The 13,345-nt window shown below is 33.0% G+C and carries 14 protein-coding genes; 2 read left to right on the top strand and 12 right to left on the bottom strand.

Going from position 1 to position 13,345, the window contains the following annotated elements; all coding sequences use genetic code 11:
• Positions 1-2: 2 nt before the first annotated feature.
• The 3 genes from aat to ACM55F_RS01420 form a co-directional block, all read right to left on the bottom strand.
• Positions 3-641: a leucyl/phenylalanyl-tRNA--protein transferase gene (gene aat / locus ACM55F_RS01430; protein ID WP_416851910.1), complete on the bottom strand. Its 639-nt coding sequence runs from the start codon at positions 639-641 to the stop codon at positions 3-5.
• A gap of 79 nt (positions 642-720) precedes the next feature.
• The gene (locus ACM55F_RS01425; RefSeq protein ID WP_039108700.1) at positions 721-1,098 is read right to left on the bottom strand and encodes a DUF3127 domain-containing protein; all 378 of its coding nucleotides are present in this window, start codon (positions 1,096-1,098) and stop codon (positions 721-723) included.
• Positions 1,099-1,122: 24 nt separating this feature from the next.
• Entirely contained in the window at positions 1,123-2,004 is an 882-nt protein-coding gene (locus tag ACM55F_RS01420) for a flavin reductase family protein (RefSeq protein ID WP_416851909.1), read from the bottom strand.
• A gap of 164 nt (positions 2,005-2,168) precedes the next feature.
• Here ACM55F_RS01420 and ACM55F_RS01415 point away from each other — a divergent pair, with 164 nt between their 5' ends.
• Positions 2,169-3,323, top strand: a complete 1,155-nt coding sequence (locus ACM55F_RS01415; RefSeq protein ID WP_416851908.1) for a sensor histidine kinase — start codon at positions 2,169-2,171, stop codon at positions 3,321-3,323.
• Here ACM55F_RS01415 and ACM55F_RS01410 read toward each other — a convergent pair.
• The 3 genes from ACM55F_RS01410 to greA form a co-directional block, all read right to left on the bottom strand.
• Positions 3,315-4,487: a transglutaminase domain-containing protein gene (locus tag ACM55F_RS01410; protein WP_416851907.1), complete on the bottom strand. Its 1,173-nt coding sequence runs from the start codon at positions 4,485-4,487 to the stop codon at positions 3,315-3,317. The genes ACM55F_RS01415 and ACM55F_RS01410 overlap by 9 nt on opposite strands.
• Positions 4,488-4,586: 99 nt before the next feature.
• Positions 4,587-4,976 carry an HIT family protein gene (locus tag ACM55F_RS01405; RefSeq protein WP_416851906.1) on the bottom strand — a complete coding sequence of 130 codons (390 nt, stop codon included), beginning with the start codon at positions 4,974-4,976 and terminating at the stop codon, positions 4,587-4,589.
• A 65-nt stretch (positions 4,977-5,041) separates the two neighbouring features.
• Entirely contained in the window at positions 5,042-5,518 is a 477-nt protein-coding gene (greA, locus tag ACM55F_RS01400) for a transcription elongation factor GreA (RefSeq protein WP_416851905.1), read from the bottom strand.
• 161 nt (positions 5,519-5,679) lie between these two features.
• Here greA and ACM55F_RS01395 point away from each other — a divergent pair, with 161 nt between their 5' ends.
• Positions 5,680-6,099 carry a Rieske (2Fe-2S) protein gene (locus ACM55F_RS01395; RefSeq protein WP_416851904.1) on the top strand — a complete coding sequence of 140 codons (420 nt, stop codon included), beginning with the start codon at positions 5,680-5,682 and terminating at the stop codon, positions 6,097-6,099.
• A 55-nt stretch (positions 6,100-6,154) separates the two neighbouring features.
• On the opposite strand, the gene ACM55F_RS01390 is transcribed toward ACM55F_RS01395, so the two are convergent.
• From ACM55F_RS01390 to ACM55F_RS01365, 6 genes are all read right to left on the bottom strand, one after another.
• Positions 6,155-8,350, bottom strand: coding sequence for a TonB-dependent receptor (locus ACM55F_RS01390; RefSeq protein WP_416851903.1), 2,196 nt, complete (start codon positions 8,348-8,350; stop codon positions 6,155-6,157).
• Positions 8,351-8,615: 265 nt separating this feature from the next.
• Entirely contained in the window at positions 8,616-9,020 is a 405-nt protein-coding gene (arfB, locus tag ACM55F_RS01385; protein WP_416851902.1) for an alternative ribosome rescue aminoacyl-tRNA hydrolase ArfB, read from the bottom strand.
• Between the two features lie 38 nt (positions 9,021-9,058).
• Positions 9,059-11,182 carry a DUF4301 family protein gene (locus tag ACM55F_RS01380; RefSeq protein ID WP_416851901.1) on the bottom strand — a complete coding sequence of 708 codons (2,124 nt, stop codon included), beginning with the start codon at positions 11,180-11,182 and terminating at the stop codon, positions 9,059-9,061.
• Positions 11,134-11,766, bottom strand: coding sequence for a nicotinamide riboside transporter PnuC (gene pnuC, locus ACM55F_RS01375; protein WP_416851900.1), 633 nt, complete (start codon positions 11,764-11,766; stop codon positions 11,134-11,136). Before pnuC ends, ACM55F_RS01380 begins: the two co-directional genes overlap by 49 nt.
• An 18-nt stretch (positions 11,767-11,784) precedes the next feature.
• Positions 11,785-12,543, bottom strand: coding sequence for a phosphoglycerol geranylgeranyltransferase (locus ACM55F_RS01370; protein ID WP_416851899.1), 759 nt, complete (start codon positions 12,541-12,543; stop codon positions 11,785-11,787).
• Between the two features lie 55 nt (positions 12,544-12,598).
• Positions 12,599-13,255 (bottom strand): 4'-phosphopantetheinyl transferase family protein, encoded by a 657-nt coding sequence (locus ACM55F_RS01365; protein ID WP_416851898.1) that lies wholly within the window; start codon positions 13,253-13,255, stop codon positions 12,599-12,601.
• Between the last annotated feature and the right edge of the window lie 90 nt (positions 13,256-13,345).

The raw sequence follows: 13,345 nt of genomic DNA, 5'->3' as shown, positions 1-13,345 counted from the left end.
TGTTATTTGCTTTTCAATATTTCCATAAAATCCGTTCTTTCAATTTCACGGCAGCCCAAACTTTCGAGATGCGGATTATAAACTTGGCAATCCAACAGTTTATAATTTTCTTTTTTTAATTGGTTGACCAAAGCAATAAAAGCCACTTTTGAAGCATTCGAAACTGTAGAAAACATACTTTCCCCACAGAAAACATGTCCTAAATCGACACCATACAAACCTCCAACTAATTCATCATCTTGCCAAACTTCTACCGATTTAGCTATACCTAATTCATGGAGTTTGCAATAGGCTTCAATCATGTCATTGGTAATCCAAGTCCCGTTTTGACCGTCTCGTTTTATGTTTTGACAGTTTGAAATTACATCCCTGAAATTCTGATTAAACGTAACCTTAAAAATATTTCTATTGAGAATGTTGCGCATACTCTTGGAAACAATCAATTCATCCAGAAACAAAACCATTCTGGGGTTAGGTGACCACCAAGTAATAGGTTCTCCATCTTCAAACCATGGAAAAATCCCATTCGCATAAGCAAGCTGTAGTCGCTCAGTCGACAAATCTCCTCCAAGAGCAAGAATACCCGTAGAATTAGTCTGAGAAACTGGAGGAAAGAATAGTGCTGCAGTTAAATAATACATTCTTTATTAAAAAATAAAACCCGACAGTTAAAAGATAGCTGTCGGGTTTGATTACTACATCAATAGAAAATCAAATGATTTAGAATGGTAAATCGTCTGCTTCTTCTTCGTTTAAGTTTGTTGCTGGTGCAAATGCTTCAGCAGCTGGCATTGGAGGCATTTGTGCAGAAGGAGCTTCAGCTTGAACTTTTCCTATTCTCCATCCTTGGATTGTATTGAAATAAACAGTTTCTCCCTGAGGATTTGTCCATTCTCTACCTCTTAAATTAATATCAATTTTCACCGCTTCTCCTACTTGAAAACCGTTCAATAAGTCACATTTATCCTGAACAAACTGAACTAGAATATGTTGTGGATATTGCTCATCAGTAGTAACAACTACATCTCTTTTTTTGAAACCTCCAGATCCAACTTCTTTAGTTTGATCGATCATTTTAATTTTTCCTGTAACTTCCATCTTCTATGTTTTAATTGTTTTGCTCTATTTTTTTCTTTCAGCCAAAAGTACTTTCCATGCTGAAAACACATCATTACTATCTAAATATTTTTTAGCTTCTAAATGTACTTTTATAGTATCATCGGAGCTTAAAACGCCTTTTACAGCAAAATTCTGTTTTACAAATATACTAACTTCTTCCATTGTAGGCAAGGCTTCAATATTACCTAACATTCCTAAATCATTTCCATTAAAAACTGTGCTTTCCTTTATAAAATTAGGAATTGCATCCACACCTATACCTAGTGTTGACAATGGCTTTGGCACTTCAAAAAGACCTTGATTCGATCTGGAATACCAGTTGCCTCCTAATCTGGAAACCAAGTCAATTTTATATTGATCAATAGCTCCGTTTTCGTCTAAAACGGATTCATCAATATGAATGCGCACTACTTCACAAAGCACTAAATTCCCGGCTCCTCCTTCAGTTCCCAAAGGAATAATCTGAGTGACTTTACATTCAAATTGAACTGGTGATTCTTTTACTCTAAAAGGTTTTACCACCTCAGAAGCAATTGGCGTCAAGCCAGATTTTATAAACTCATCTACTCCATCAGCATATTCTGTACTTGCTAAAGATGTTTGTTGCACCATCTCATAATTCACCACATTAATTACCACTTCCCGAGTTGCTTCGGCATTGATTAACGTGTGTTTTATCGAATTATCACGAACGCGTCTTGCTGGTGAAAAAATAAGAATTGGAGGATTGGCACTGAACACATTAAAGAAACTAAAAGGCGATACATTAGGAATTCCATTGACACCAATAGTACTGGCAAAAGCTATAGGCCTTGGCCCAACTGAACTTTGCAAATAGCCTTGCAACTTAGCTGTTTCAATACTTTTAGGATCAATACTAATCATATATTTTTAATTTATCTTCGAAAGATACAAAAGTAGACAAATGAATCAAGTTTAAGAAGTAGTAATCGAGATTTAGAATATAATTATTCTAAAAATAATTCTTTGCATAAAACTAAAATAATAGTGCTGATATTTCGTTATATTTATACCTCAAAATTGAATTTATGCAGTTTTCTGAAAGAAAAAATACAACTCGTTGGATTATAATTTTTGCATCTTTTTTAATAATTTCATTAATTCTCTGGAACACGTACACTTTTTTTCAAATCTTCAAGAATGAAGAACGATTAAAAATGAACCTTTGGGCGAAAGCACAAAAAACACTTATCAATGCAGGCGAAAATACTGATGTGGAACTTCCGCTCCAAATTTTCAGTAACAACACTTCGATTCCCATTATACTCACTGAGAATGACAGCATCATAAATACAGTCAATATTGATGAGGAAATTGTAAAAGACAAACAAAAAGTTGAAACTTTTTTATCTGGTCTAAAAAATGAAAATGAGCCTATTGTTATTGAATATGTACCTGGGAAATTTCAAAAACTCTATTATGGTAATTCGGCATTACTGAATAAACTTAAATATTACCCGATTGCTTTATTACTCATTATAGTACTATTTGGCGGCTTAGTTTATAATTTCTATCGAAGTACCAAAATGGCCACGCAAAATAAACTTTGGGCAGGAATGGCGAAAGAAACCGCACACCAAATAGGAACACCACTTTCTTCTTTGATAGGTTGGGTTGAACTCTTGAAATCCGAAAATGTAGATGAAAGCACTACTTTCGAAATTGAAAAAGATATTGAACGTTTACAAACCATAACAGATCGTTTTTCGAAAATAGGCTCGGAACCAAAATTAGAAAACAAAGACATTGTAGCTGAAACACTGCAGTCTTACGATTATCTGCAATCTCGATTTTCAAAACAAATTGAATTTTCATTTAAAGCACCAAAGTCACCTATTATGGTTTCACTTAATCCAACTCTACACAGTTGGACCATTGAAAATTTGGTAAAAAATGCAATCGATGCCATGAAAGGAAGAGGGAAATTAGCTCTGGAAATCGAGCAAGAAGGGGATTATGTAAAAATAAACATTATGGATTCAGGAGGTGGAATTCAGAAAAAACAATTCAAAACCATATTTGAACCTGGTTTTACGACTAAAAAACGGGGTTGGGGCTTAGGGCTTTCTTTAACAAAAAGAATTGTGGAAGAATACCATAAAGGAACCATAAAAGTGCTTAATTCCGAAATAGGAAAAGGGACAACAATGCAGGTCAGTTTTAAAAAAAGTGCTTTAGTTTAATAGAATTCCAGACCAAAAAACCTTTGTAAACATAGTTTTTCTGACTATTTTAGACTTACTCAAATATTCTTGTACAAATAACTCATGTTCTTTTGCTTGCGCCAAAACATCACTGATAGATTTTTTCAACGAAGTTAAATTAGAAGAATTCTCAGTTCCAACCGAACCGATTGCATAAATAGCGCCTTGACATTTAACTAATTTTTCAATTGGCGCTTCAATCATTCGGCTAATTTCATCATCAGACAAAATGGGCTTAAACTTATTATTTCTATAATGAACAAATTCGTTTAATAAGTCGACAGCTTCATTGTAATTATTGACTATTGAATTCAATTTTTCAACATTCGAATTTCGTCGTAAATAAGTCATCTCTTTCTTTTTACCTTCCAGACGTTGTAAAATCATAGTGTTTTTTACCCCATTTTTCTCTATTCTTGCTGCTGACTCAAATAATTTATCAATTTCTGATAAAGTATTATATTCACCAATTTCACTTTCAAAATTGAAATATTTCTTCGATTTATTAATTTGAGTTCTCCCTTCATAAAACTCATTATTGGTAATTGGATAATTTAAAAACTGCCATAAATAATCAAAAGGAATATGGGAAGAAATCAATTTTGTGGGTTCCGCCTTAAAGTAATTCTCATTTAATTTTTTGAAAAATTTTCCATTACTGACGTAGCCGGAAGCCCAAGTAGGGTCAAACAAGTACCACTTATTGTCAATTTTTGCAGCACACCAGGCATGAGCCAAATTTGCTACTTTTCCATATTGCTTTGTATAGCCTTCTATTATGTATGACTGTATTCCTATTTTATTCGAAATATCATTAAAAACGGTAGCATAATGAATACAAACCCCTTTCTTTGTTTTCAAGGTTTTCGCTATTTGCTGTTGTGGAGTTTCATTGAAGTTAACCGTAAGCATATTAACAACATCATAGCTAACATTTGATGCCGTCCAATAAAAAGCCGCACGAATTTTATCGGTATCTGTTTTAAAATTATCATTTATATAATCAGCAATAGCCTGAGTAGAATTAGTAGAACTAATGGGAATATTAGACATTTTATTGTCAATCAAAGCATGTCCTGCATTAACCTGACCGAAACTTAAAATGGTAAAAAAGAAAGAAATAATTAAATAAATATTTTTCATCTTACAGAGTACTAGACTTATAAATTAGAAAGGGAATAGATTTTCACCTATTCCCTTTCTAAACGAAAACCGTACCAATTTATTTTTTTTGTGCAACTATTATAAATTGGCTTTAATACGTATTGTTAATGCTTCAAATTCTTCTTTTGAAAGTGACACTTTATTTTGAAAACGCATTTCATCCATTTCATTCAATGGGATCAAATGAACGTGTGCATGAGGAACTTCAAGGCCTATAACCGCCATTCCAATTCTTTTACATGGAACCGTTTTCTCCAATGCAATGGCTATTTTTTTTGAGAACTGCATTAGTCCAATATACAAATCATCTTCAATATCAAAAATCTTATCAATTTCCTGTTTTGGAATGCAAAGCGTATGTCCTTTTGCGTTTGGATTTACATCCAAAAATGCCAAAAAATTATCATCCTCAGCGATTTTATAACAAGGGATTTCTCCGTTTACGATTTTAGTGAAAATACTTGACATATTTGATGTATGATATTTGATGTACAATATTGAAAACTACTACTATAAATAACTGAATACTGGATTTAGTCTCGGGAAATTTCTAGAATTTCGAATTTCAAAACACCATTAGGAACTGTAATCTCAGCAAATTCGCCAACAGATTTCCCTAGTAAACCTTTTCCAATTGGTGAGGTTACAGAGATTTTTCCTGTCTTTAAATCGGCTTCACTTTCGGCTACCAACGTGTATTTCATTTCCATTCCATTGTTTTGGTTTTTGATTTTTACATTAGACAAAACCAATACTTTAGAAAGATCAAGATGCGTTTCATCGATTAATCGAGCGTTAGAATGTACTTCTTCCAGTTTTGCAATTCGCATTTCAAGCATTCCTTGTGCTTCTTTGGCTGCATCATATTCTGCATTTTCAGACAAATCACCTTTATCTCTTGCCTCAGCTATATCTGCAGATGCTTTTGGACGCATTACACTTTTCAAATAATCTAATTCTTCTCTTAACTTCTTTAATCCTTCTGCGGTGTAATAAGATACTGTGCTCATAATTTCGTCATTTATATAAATAGAAAAAATCCCATCAGGACGGGATTTCTTTCCACAAAGATACTATTAATTTTTTTAGCCTATAAATATATGTTAATCATATATAATTCAAAGTTAAATAAATTAAATTTGTTTCGCTAATTCTTTTACTATATTTTAAAATGAAAAAATACATCCTACTTTTCCTTATTATTTCTTTTTTCTTTAGTTGTAGCGATAATGGTTTTGACAATAAAAATCCATATCTCCCAAATTATAGTTTTACCATAGATATCAATATGAATTTACCGGCATATTCTAATCTTCAGTATCCAAGTAACGCAATTTATTATTCAGGTGTTGGCGCTAAAGGGATATTTGTATTCAATACCGGAAGTGGCTATAATGCATTCGATGCCGCTTGTCCTAATCAAGCGCTAAGTAGCTGCTCTACTATGACTATAAAGGGAATTAATATCGTTTGTCCTTGTGACAGCAAAGAATATAGTTTGTTTACGGGTCAAGCCCAAGGAGGCGCACAATATCCCTTAAAACAATATCGAGTAGAAGTGAATGGAAATGTATTGCGGGTATATAATTAAAAAAGCCTGAAAATTTTTAATTTCCAGACTTTAAAACTAGATAACTATTATAAATCTAGAACTTCAGTGTTAAGCCTACAAGAAAGTTGATTCCAGCTTGAGGATAATATCCAGCTCCTTCTATTGTTGTAATTGCCGGCGGATTAGAATAATCCTCATCATAGGTATAGAAATAGCCATTCGATACATACTTATAGTCAAAAACATTATTTACCAAACCAGACAGCAATACTGATTTAAAAATTGCCTTAGGCTTAAATTCATACGAAATGTTTATATCATTTACATAATAAGCTTTTAATTTAGACGCTTCAGAATCTATATTTCCCATATATTGATCACCAACAATCTTTGACAACAAGGATACCTGAAAATTATTTATCGGCATAAAAGTCATAATATTACCCGCGATAAAATTTGGAGAATAAGCTATGTTTGTATTTCCTAAAGACGATAAAACACCATCTCTTTTAAAATAAAAATCTTTATTTTTATTTGTACTTATGGTAACATTCGGACGAATAATTAAATTATCTAAAATTGCAACAGTAGCATCAATCTCAATTCCAAAGCGATAACTATCTCCACTGTTTTTCCTAATAGGACTTCCTACATCATCCAACTCCCCTGTTAGAATCAATTGGTCTTTATACCCCATATAATAAATATTAGCATTCCATTTTACTTTTGCCGAAGCATGGCGCAATCCTAACTCAAAATCATCTAGTTTTTCAGGTCTTGGACTTCCGTTTTCATAATCAGTTCTGTTTGGTTCCCGATTGGCTTTAGCATACGAAAAATACAATTTGCTTTTAGCATTGATATCAAAATTCAATCCTGCCTTTGGATTGAAAAAATTAAAGGTATCATTTACCAAACCTGTTTCGTAACTGTTGGCTTTGTATTGAACACTTCTAAACTGTAAATCTCCGAATAGGCTTATTCTCTCCGTTATTTGATAATTTGCTTTTGCAAAAACATTTCCATCAGTTTTCGTTGCAAAATCGTCATAATAATGATTTCCCAATTCACTTTGAGAAGCATATCGTGCCCAAATTACTTTTCCAAAATGATCGCCTTCGTATTTGTTATAACCGCCTCCAAAAATGACATCTAGTTTTTCAGTTGTATAATTTGCAGAAAATGTGGTTCCGTAGAAATCATTATCCAACCATTTTTGACGAATTAAATCGGTTGTAGTTACTATACCAATTGGCTGTAATCCATAATCAGCGAAATCAGCATCTTCTTTATAATTTTCATAATACCCTTTCCCTTTGGTGTAATGAAAAGCTAAATTCGTGCTCCAATTTTTTGAAATTTTTTCGTTCCAATGTAATTGAGAGTGATCTTGTTGGTAATTATCCGTTTCATTATCATAATAGCGTGTTTGGCCAAACTCATCCGTAAAAATTCCGGCTGAATTAAACGTTCTGTCGCTGTTTAAAGTTGCTTCGTCAATTCCATTCCAAGATTGATACGTTTTCTCTTTTCCACCAAAAACCAAGGCTTTAATTAACGTTGTTTTCCCCACATAAGTTCCTTGAAGAAAATAAGATTTCAAATCAGATGCAGCTCTATCAATGTAACCATCCGATTTCAAAGCAGATAAACGTCCCGCGATTTCGAAATGATCATTCATCAAACCTGTACTGAATTTTACCGTATGTTTTCTGGTATTGAAACTTCCAAAAGAGTTCGAGATTTCACCTGTGCTTTCTTTCGCAAAATTATCAGTAAGCATATTTAAACTGGCACCAAAAGCTCCTGCTCCATTTGTAGAAGTCCCTACGCCGCGTTGCAATTGCAAACTCTCCACTGAAGACGCAAAATCAGGCATATTTACCCAATACGTTCCATGACTTTCAGAATCATTGTAAGGAATCCCGTTGATAGTAACATTCACTCTTGTTGCATCACTTCCGCGGACACGAATTCCAGTGTAACCCACGCCGTTTCCAGCATCAGAAGTTGTGACAACTGACGGCAGATAATTCATCAGAATAGGAATATCTTGTCCTAAATTTCGGAATCTGATTTCTTTTTTGTCCAAATTGCTAAAACTAACCGGTGTTTTTGTGGTCACACGAACTGCCGAAACCAAAACTTCATCGAGTTGGCTGACTTTGGTAGTGTCTTTAACTTGTGAAAAAGAATAAATGGATAATAGAGAAAAGATAATAGACAGCAAAAATCTTGAACTTTGTGTCTTTGCGCCTTTGAGGCCAATAAAATAAAATAAAGTATTCATCCGTAAAAAGATTACGAATAAAAGGGGGAATTATTCTTTTGTTAAATTAAAATGATTGTTTCCTATGACAATTAAAGTAGCGTACAAGCTGCTTTTTTGTCATTTTTTCCCTTGACAACATTACTTGTCCAGGTTCTTTGGGTATAATCTCAGCTCGTTATTTAGAGCACCCCTTTGAGACGGTGCAAATTTAGAAAAGATTTTTAGATATTCAGATTGTTTGACCGTTAGATTTAAAAAAATAATCATAACCGAAAAAATATAATTAATTTAAATCTGGTTTCCTTCGATTTTTCTTGACTTCAGAAATATTCTTTTTATCTTTTATTCGTTTTCTAATAACTGACTTTGGAATTTTAGTTGCTTTCCTTTCTTTGGGAACCTGCAAGCCATTTTTGATTATTTCTAAAAATCGTTTGATTACAATTTCTTTGTTTTTAAGTTGACTTCGATCTTCGTCACAGTTTAAGATTAATACTAAATCTGTTGTTAATCTTGAAGATAATTTGGTTTCCAGCAATATTTTTTGCTCTTCCGTCAAGGCTTTAGAATTTTTTAAATCAAAAGTCAAAACCACTTTAGAGGAGACTTTGTTTACATTTTGTCCGCCAGCACCACTACTACGAACCGCTTTGAAAGTTAATTCTGATATGATTTTTTCGTTATCCATTTATGCTGTCCCGAAACTTCGGGATTGTTTCAGTAAAATTATTGAGGTTGGTGTGCTGATTTTAATAAATCATTTACACTTTTTACTGGATTAAAGGTAATTAAAGGAACTTGGACAAATATGGTAATCCAGTTTGCCATAGCGCCATTCCATAATCCAGGTAATTCGTATGATTTAATATCTCTTCCAAAAGTAGTTTTCTCCACTATAAAACCACTATTACGATCAACGTATTGCGTTAAATCAAACTTTTCTTTTTTATAATTCTTAATTCCACAAACTAAGTCTACAGGATTAAAATGTGTCGAACTATTAAGGATTTTCTTTTGATTCTCATTCGATAAATCTACTTGGGAGCTTTCTACAATTTGCAACGAAATAATTCCTTTATCATCTTTTACCCAAAATGGTCCACCTCCTGCTTCACCTTCATTTTTAACCATTCCACAAACCCGTATAGGTTTGTTTAAAAGAGATTTTATTTCGATTATTTTATTTTCAAAACTAAGTTTGTAAAAATCGTCTGGAATTTTAATATTTAATTTTTCTTCCAAAAAAAGTAAAATAGCATCAATATATTCTTGTTGAATTTCTTTAGCATCAATTTCGTGGAGGTACTTAAATATCTGTTGCTGTAATTCTATCAAAATTCCTGCTAAAGCTTTTTTATACCTTGCCGTTTTTTCAATATTGTTTTGAATTACGTTATCGATATTTTTGATAAATATAATATCCGCATCTAATTGATTTAGATTTTCTATCAAAGCACCATGACCTCCTGGTCTAAAGAACAATCTCCCATTTTCATCCCTAAATGGGTTGTTCTCAAAATCTACTGCGAGGGTATCCGTATTCTTATTCTGAAATGAATAACTTACATTTATTGCTATTTCTGATTGCATTTCTGCTTCACTTTTAATGGCGTCAATTATAGTTTCAAATTGCCCCAGATGTGACTCTGACATTGTAAAATGCATATTTGAACTATTATCAGAACTTGCATAATAAATGCACTCATGAAGATGCTCTTCAACTGGAGTTACAATACGCTTTTTATATTTATGAAAAGGAAGCGCACCTTTTGGTTTACTTGAAAAATCAAAGTAATCTTTAGCTAAAAGTAATTTTATGAAATAATAATTTTTATAATCTCTATCGAAAGATTCAAAGTCAGGAAATTCTTCTCTTAATTTTTTATCAATTATCTTAAAAAATGGAAATTTTTCTAAGCCAACTATAAAAATAGATAATTCCGTATCTTTTTTTCTGTTTATATATGCATTGATGGTTTCATTTTCAATATCATAATCTTTCAAAAAAGAAAGCAAAAACTTAAACATTCTACTTGCCGCACCCGATGCAGGAACGAATTTTTCCAATTTTAATTTCGATTTGTTTTCATCAAAAAACATTGCTTTTTCTTGAAAATTACTTTCAGATAATTTCAAAATACCGTTAAACAAAGTTGCAGGCCCTACTAAATTACTCTTTGTTATTCCATTCCTGAAAAAACTCAATTGTTGTTTGATGTTTTCCAATGGAATTTCATTTTCATAAATTTGGACAAAATCAACAGAAGAAAAACCCATTTTTTTTGCTTCTGTCAAATCATCGATTATTGAAATAGCTTTATTTAATCGTAAATTCTTGTCTCCCGTAAGCGTTATAAATGGTTTTTTATTATCAATTAAGGATTGCTTAAAAACTGCAAACACGGATTCTCTTTTTTCTGGACTATCTCTTAAATCATCTTTTTCCCACGGAACGTCAATATCAGTCAGAAAAAATAAATCGTATTCATGTTCAAGAGCCGCTTGGTTTAATAATGGATCACAATAATCATAATATACTTCCGAAAAAACCTTGGTCACCAATAAATTAGTATCACAAAAAAGATATTTATTAGCAATTAAAGCGCTTTCATTTTCTAATTTAGTTTGCCCTAAAGCAATAGGAAGCATGTCGTCAATATCACAAATTTGCTGATTTTCATTCCATTTTTCTTGAAGATAATCCCGTGCGAACTCAGGCACCCATTCCGTTTTATAATATTCGGCGAGTTGTTTTGCTAATGTCGTTTTACCCGTACTTTCAGGACCAAAAAGAGCAATTTTTATGATTTCTGTAGTTCCATTTGGGAACTGTCTAAGTTTTTTTTCCATTCTAAATAGCCGTAAACGGCAACTATTGTAAATACTACGTATTGAAAACTTGTAAAAGTAAATCCTTTTGAAAAATATAATGGAATTGAAATTACATCTCCAATAATCCAAAATACCCAATTTTCTACTTTCCTTTTGGCCATGAGCCACATCCCTACAAAGAAAATTCCTGTGATAAATGTATCTACATAAGCATACCAAGTGGTGAATTTTCCGAAATAGTGATACACCGAAACCACAAAAGCGACCGTAAATATAAAAAGAATTATCGCAATTCGTTTTTCAGAACTGGAAATTTTTGAAATTGGGAACTCAACCGTATCATCTTTTTTTCTGGTCCAATGGTACCAACCATAAATACTCATCACAAAATAGTATCCATTGATCATCATATCACCCCATAAAGTCCATTTCCAAAGCAAATAAACATAAATAAATGTACTTACCAGTCCTGTTGGGAAAACCAAAATATTATCTTTTTTAGCGTACCAAACACTTAACAAACCAAAAACGACTGCTACAATTTCCAAAACTATGTCGAATGTTGGGTAATCTCTATATTGAGAAAAAAAATATTCTATCATTTGATTTTAGATTGCTGATTAACGATTTTTGACCCGAGCGTTAGCGAACTGGCGAAGCATTTCAGAATTAAAAAAATTAATATTGTTTTCAAAAGCGGTTCCTATAATTACTAAATCAGCTCCTGCATAGTAAGCGTTTTGAATTCCTTGCAAATCTACAATTCCGCCGCCAACCAATACTGGAATTTCAATATTTTGAGCTACTTGTTTAATCATTTCGAGGGGAACTGCTTGTTTTGCTCCACTTCCCGCTTCCAGATAAATCAACTTATTACCTAACATTTCACCAGCTTGTGCCGTTGCCAATGCTAAATCCAGATTGTTTCTGCCTAAAGGCTTTGTTTTGCTCACTCTTTCCACGGCAGTTTCAGTGCCACTTTCTATGAGAATATATCCAGTGGGAATGATTTCGAGTTGGGTTTTCTTTAAAATGGGTGCCGCATTTACCTGATGTTCGATTAAAAAATCAGGATTGCGACCAGAGATTAAAGACAAAAACAAAATCGCATCGGCTTTATCTGAAATCTGGGATGGATTTCCTGGAAAAAGAACGATTGGCAAATCACAATTTTGTTTAATTTGTACAATCAATTCATCTAGAATATTAGTTGTAACCTGGCTTCCACCAATGAAAATATGAGTTGCCGGCGATTGATTTATTTTTGAAATTAAAACGGATAAATTCTCCAAAACTACTTTATCAGGATCAAGAAGAATCGCCAAGAGTTTTTGACGTTTGACTTTCGATTGGATGATTTCGTTATAAATGTTTGTCATTTTTGGCATGCAGATAACGCGGGTTTTACTTTTACACGGATTATTTAACTGATTACTAATTTTCGAAGGCATAAACTAAAGTGAATTCCTCTATTTCTTCAAAATGAATATTGAAATCCTTAACCAAATTATTAAAATGAAGTTTGGCTATAGTTTGTTTAATGTTAATTTCAAAATTTTCAACACATATGTGGTCTTTGAAACTGATTCCTTTTTCGTTTCGGATTTTAAAGATGGCTTCTTTGGCGCCCCAAATTACGGTCAATTTCCGAATGTAATCTTGTTTTTTTTCAGTCCCGAAGCTTGGTGATAAGAATTGAAATTCTGAGTCACAGAATTTATCGGCGATTCGGATGATTTTGTCTCTTTGCAATTCGATGTCAATACCTACGGTTTCATCACTGATAATAATTGCCGAAAAATTATGGGAATGTGTTATCGAAATATGCTTCTCTCCATTAAGATGCGGTTTCCCGAATTCATCATAATACAAATCTAAATCGGTGTGGCCCGTTTCCTGCAATAATTTGCGAACACTGAGAAAGGCGCGTTGGTGCATTTCGGATTTCATTCCATCGAACCGTATGCGGTTGCTATCGTTTAAGACCACTTGTTCTAATAATTCAGCATAGGATTCGGTTACTTTCCAAACGAGAATTTGGGTGGTGGTCCCGACGCTTCGGGAGAAATTTATGGTTTTGAAAAGTGGCATCGTGTTCAGGTTTTGTTTTTTAGCCCCGGTAGTAGCGGCATCCTTTTTTCACGCTTTTTTGCGTGTAAAAAGATATAGCGAATAACGGGA

Source organism: Flavobacterium melibiosi, from assembly GCF_048158545.1.
GTDB classification, from domain to species: domain Bacteria; phylum Bacteroidota; class Bacteroidia; order Flavobacteriales; family Flavobacteriaceae; genus Flavobacterium; species Flavobacterium melibiosi.
This window is presented reverse-complemented; position numbering and strand designations above follow the sequence as displayed.

Excerpts from the sequence above, each read along its gene's own strand:
- ACM55F_RS01390 (WP_416851903.1), bottom strand. The coding sequence starts at position 8,350 with ATGAATACTTTATTTTATTTTATTGGCCTCAAAGGCGCAAAGACACAA.
- ACM55F_RS01415 (WP_416851908.1), top strand. The coding sequence starts at position 2,169 with ATGCAGTTTTCTGAAAGAAAAAATACAACTCGTTGGATTATAATTTTT.
- ACM55F_RS01425 (WP_039108700.1), bottom strand. The coding sequence starts at position 1,098 with ATGGAAGTTACAGGAAAAATTAAAATGATCGATCAAACTAAAGAAGTT.
- ACM55F_RS01405 (WP_416851906.1), bottom strand. The coding sequence starts at position 4,976 with ATGTCAAGTATTTTCACTAAAATCGTAAACGGAGAAATCCCTTGTTAT.
- ACM55F_RS01410 (WP_416851907.1), bottom strand. The coding sequence starts at position 4,487 with ATGAAAAATATTTATTTAATTATTTCTTTCTTTTTTACCATTTTAAGT.
- ACM55F_RS01395 (WP_416851904.1), top strand. The coding sequence starts at position 5,680 with ATGAAAAAATACATCCTACTTTTCCTTATTATTTCTTTTTTCTTTAGT.
- greA (WP_416851905.1), bottom strand. The coding sequence starts at position 5,518 with ATGAGCACAGTATCTTATTACACCGCAGAAGGATTAAAGAAGTTAAGA.
- pnuC (WP_416851900.1), bottom strand. The coding sequence starts at position 11,766 with ATGATAGAATATTTTTTTTCTCAATATAGAGATTACCCAACATTCGAC.
- ACM55F_RS01370 (WP_416851899.1), bottom strand. The coding sequence starts at position 12,543 with ATGACAAACATTTATAACGAAATCATCCAATCGAAAGTCAAACGTCAA.
- ACM55F_RS01365 (WP_416851898.1), bottom strand. The coding sequence starts at position 13,255 with ATGCCACTTTTCAAAACCATAAATTTCTCCCGAAGCGTCGGGACCACC.
- ACM55F_RS01420 (WP_416851909.1), bottom strand. The coding sequence starts at position 2,004 with ATGATTAGTATTGATCCTAAAAGTATTGAAACAGCTAAGTTGCAAGGC.
- arfB (WP_416851902.1), bottom strand. The coding sequence starts at position 9,020 with ATGGATAACGAAAAAATCATATCAGAATTAACTTTCAAAGCGGTTCGT.
- aat (WP_416851910.1), bottom strand. The coding sequence starts at position 641 with ATGTATTATTTAACTGCAGCACTATTCTTTCCTCCAGTTTCTCAGACT.
- ACM55F_RS01380 (WP_416851901.1), bottom strand. The coding sequence starts at position 11,182 with ATGGAAAAAAAACTTAGACAGTTCCCAAATGGAACTACAGAAATCATA.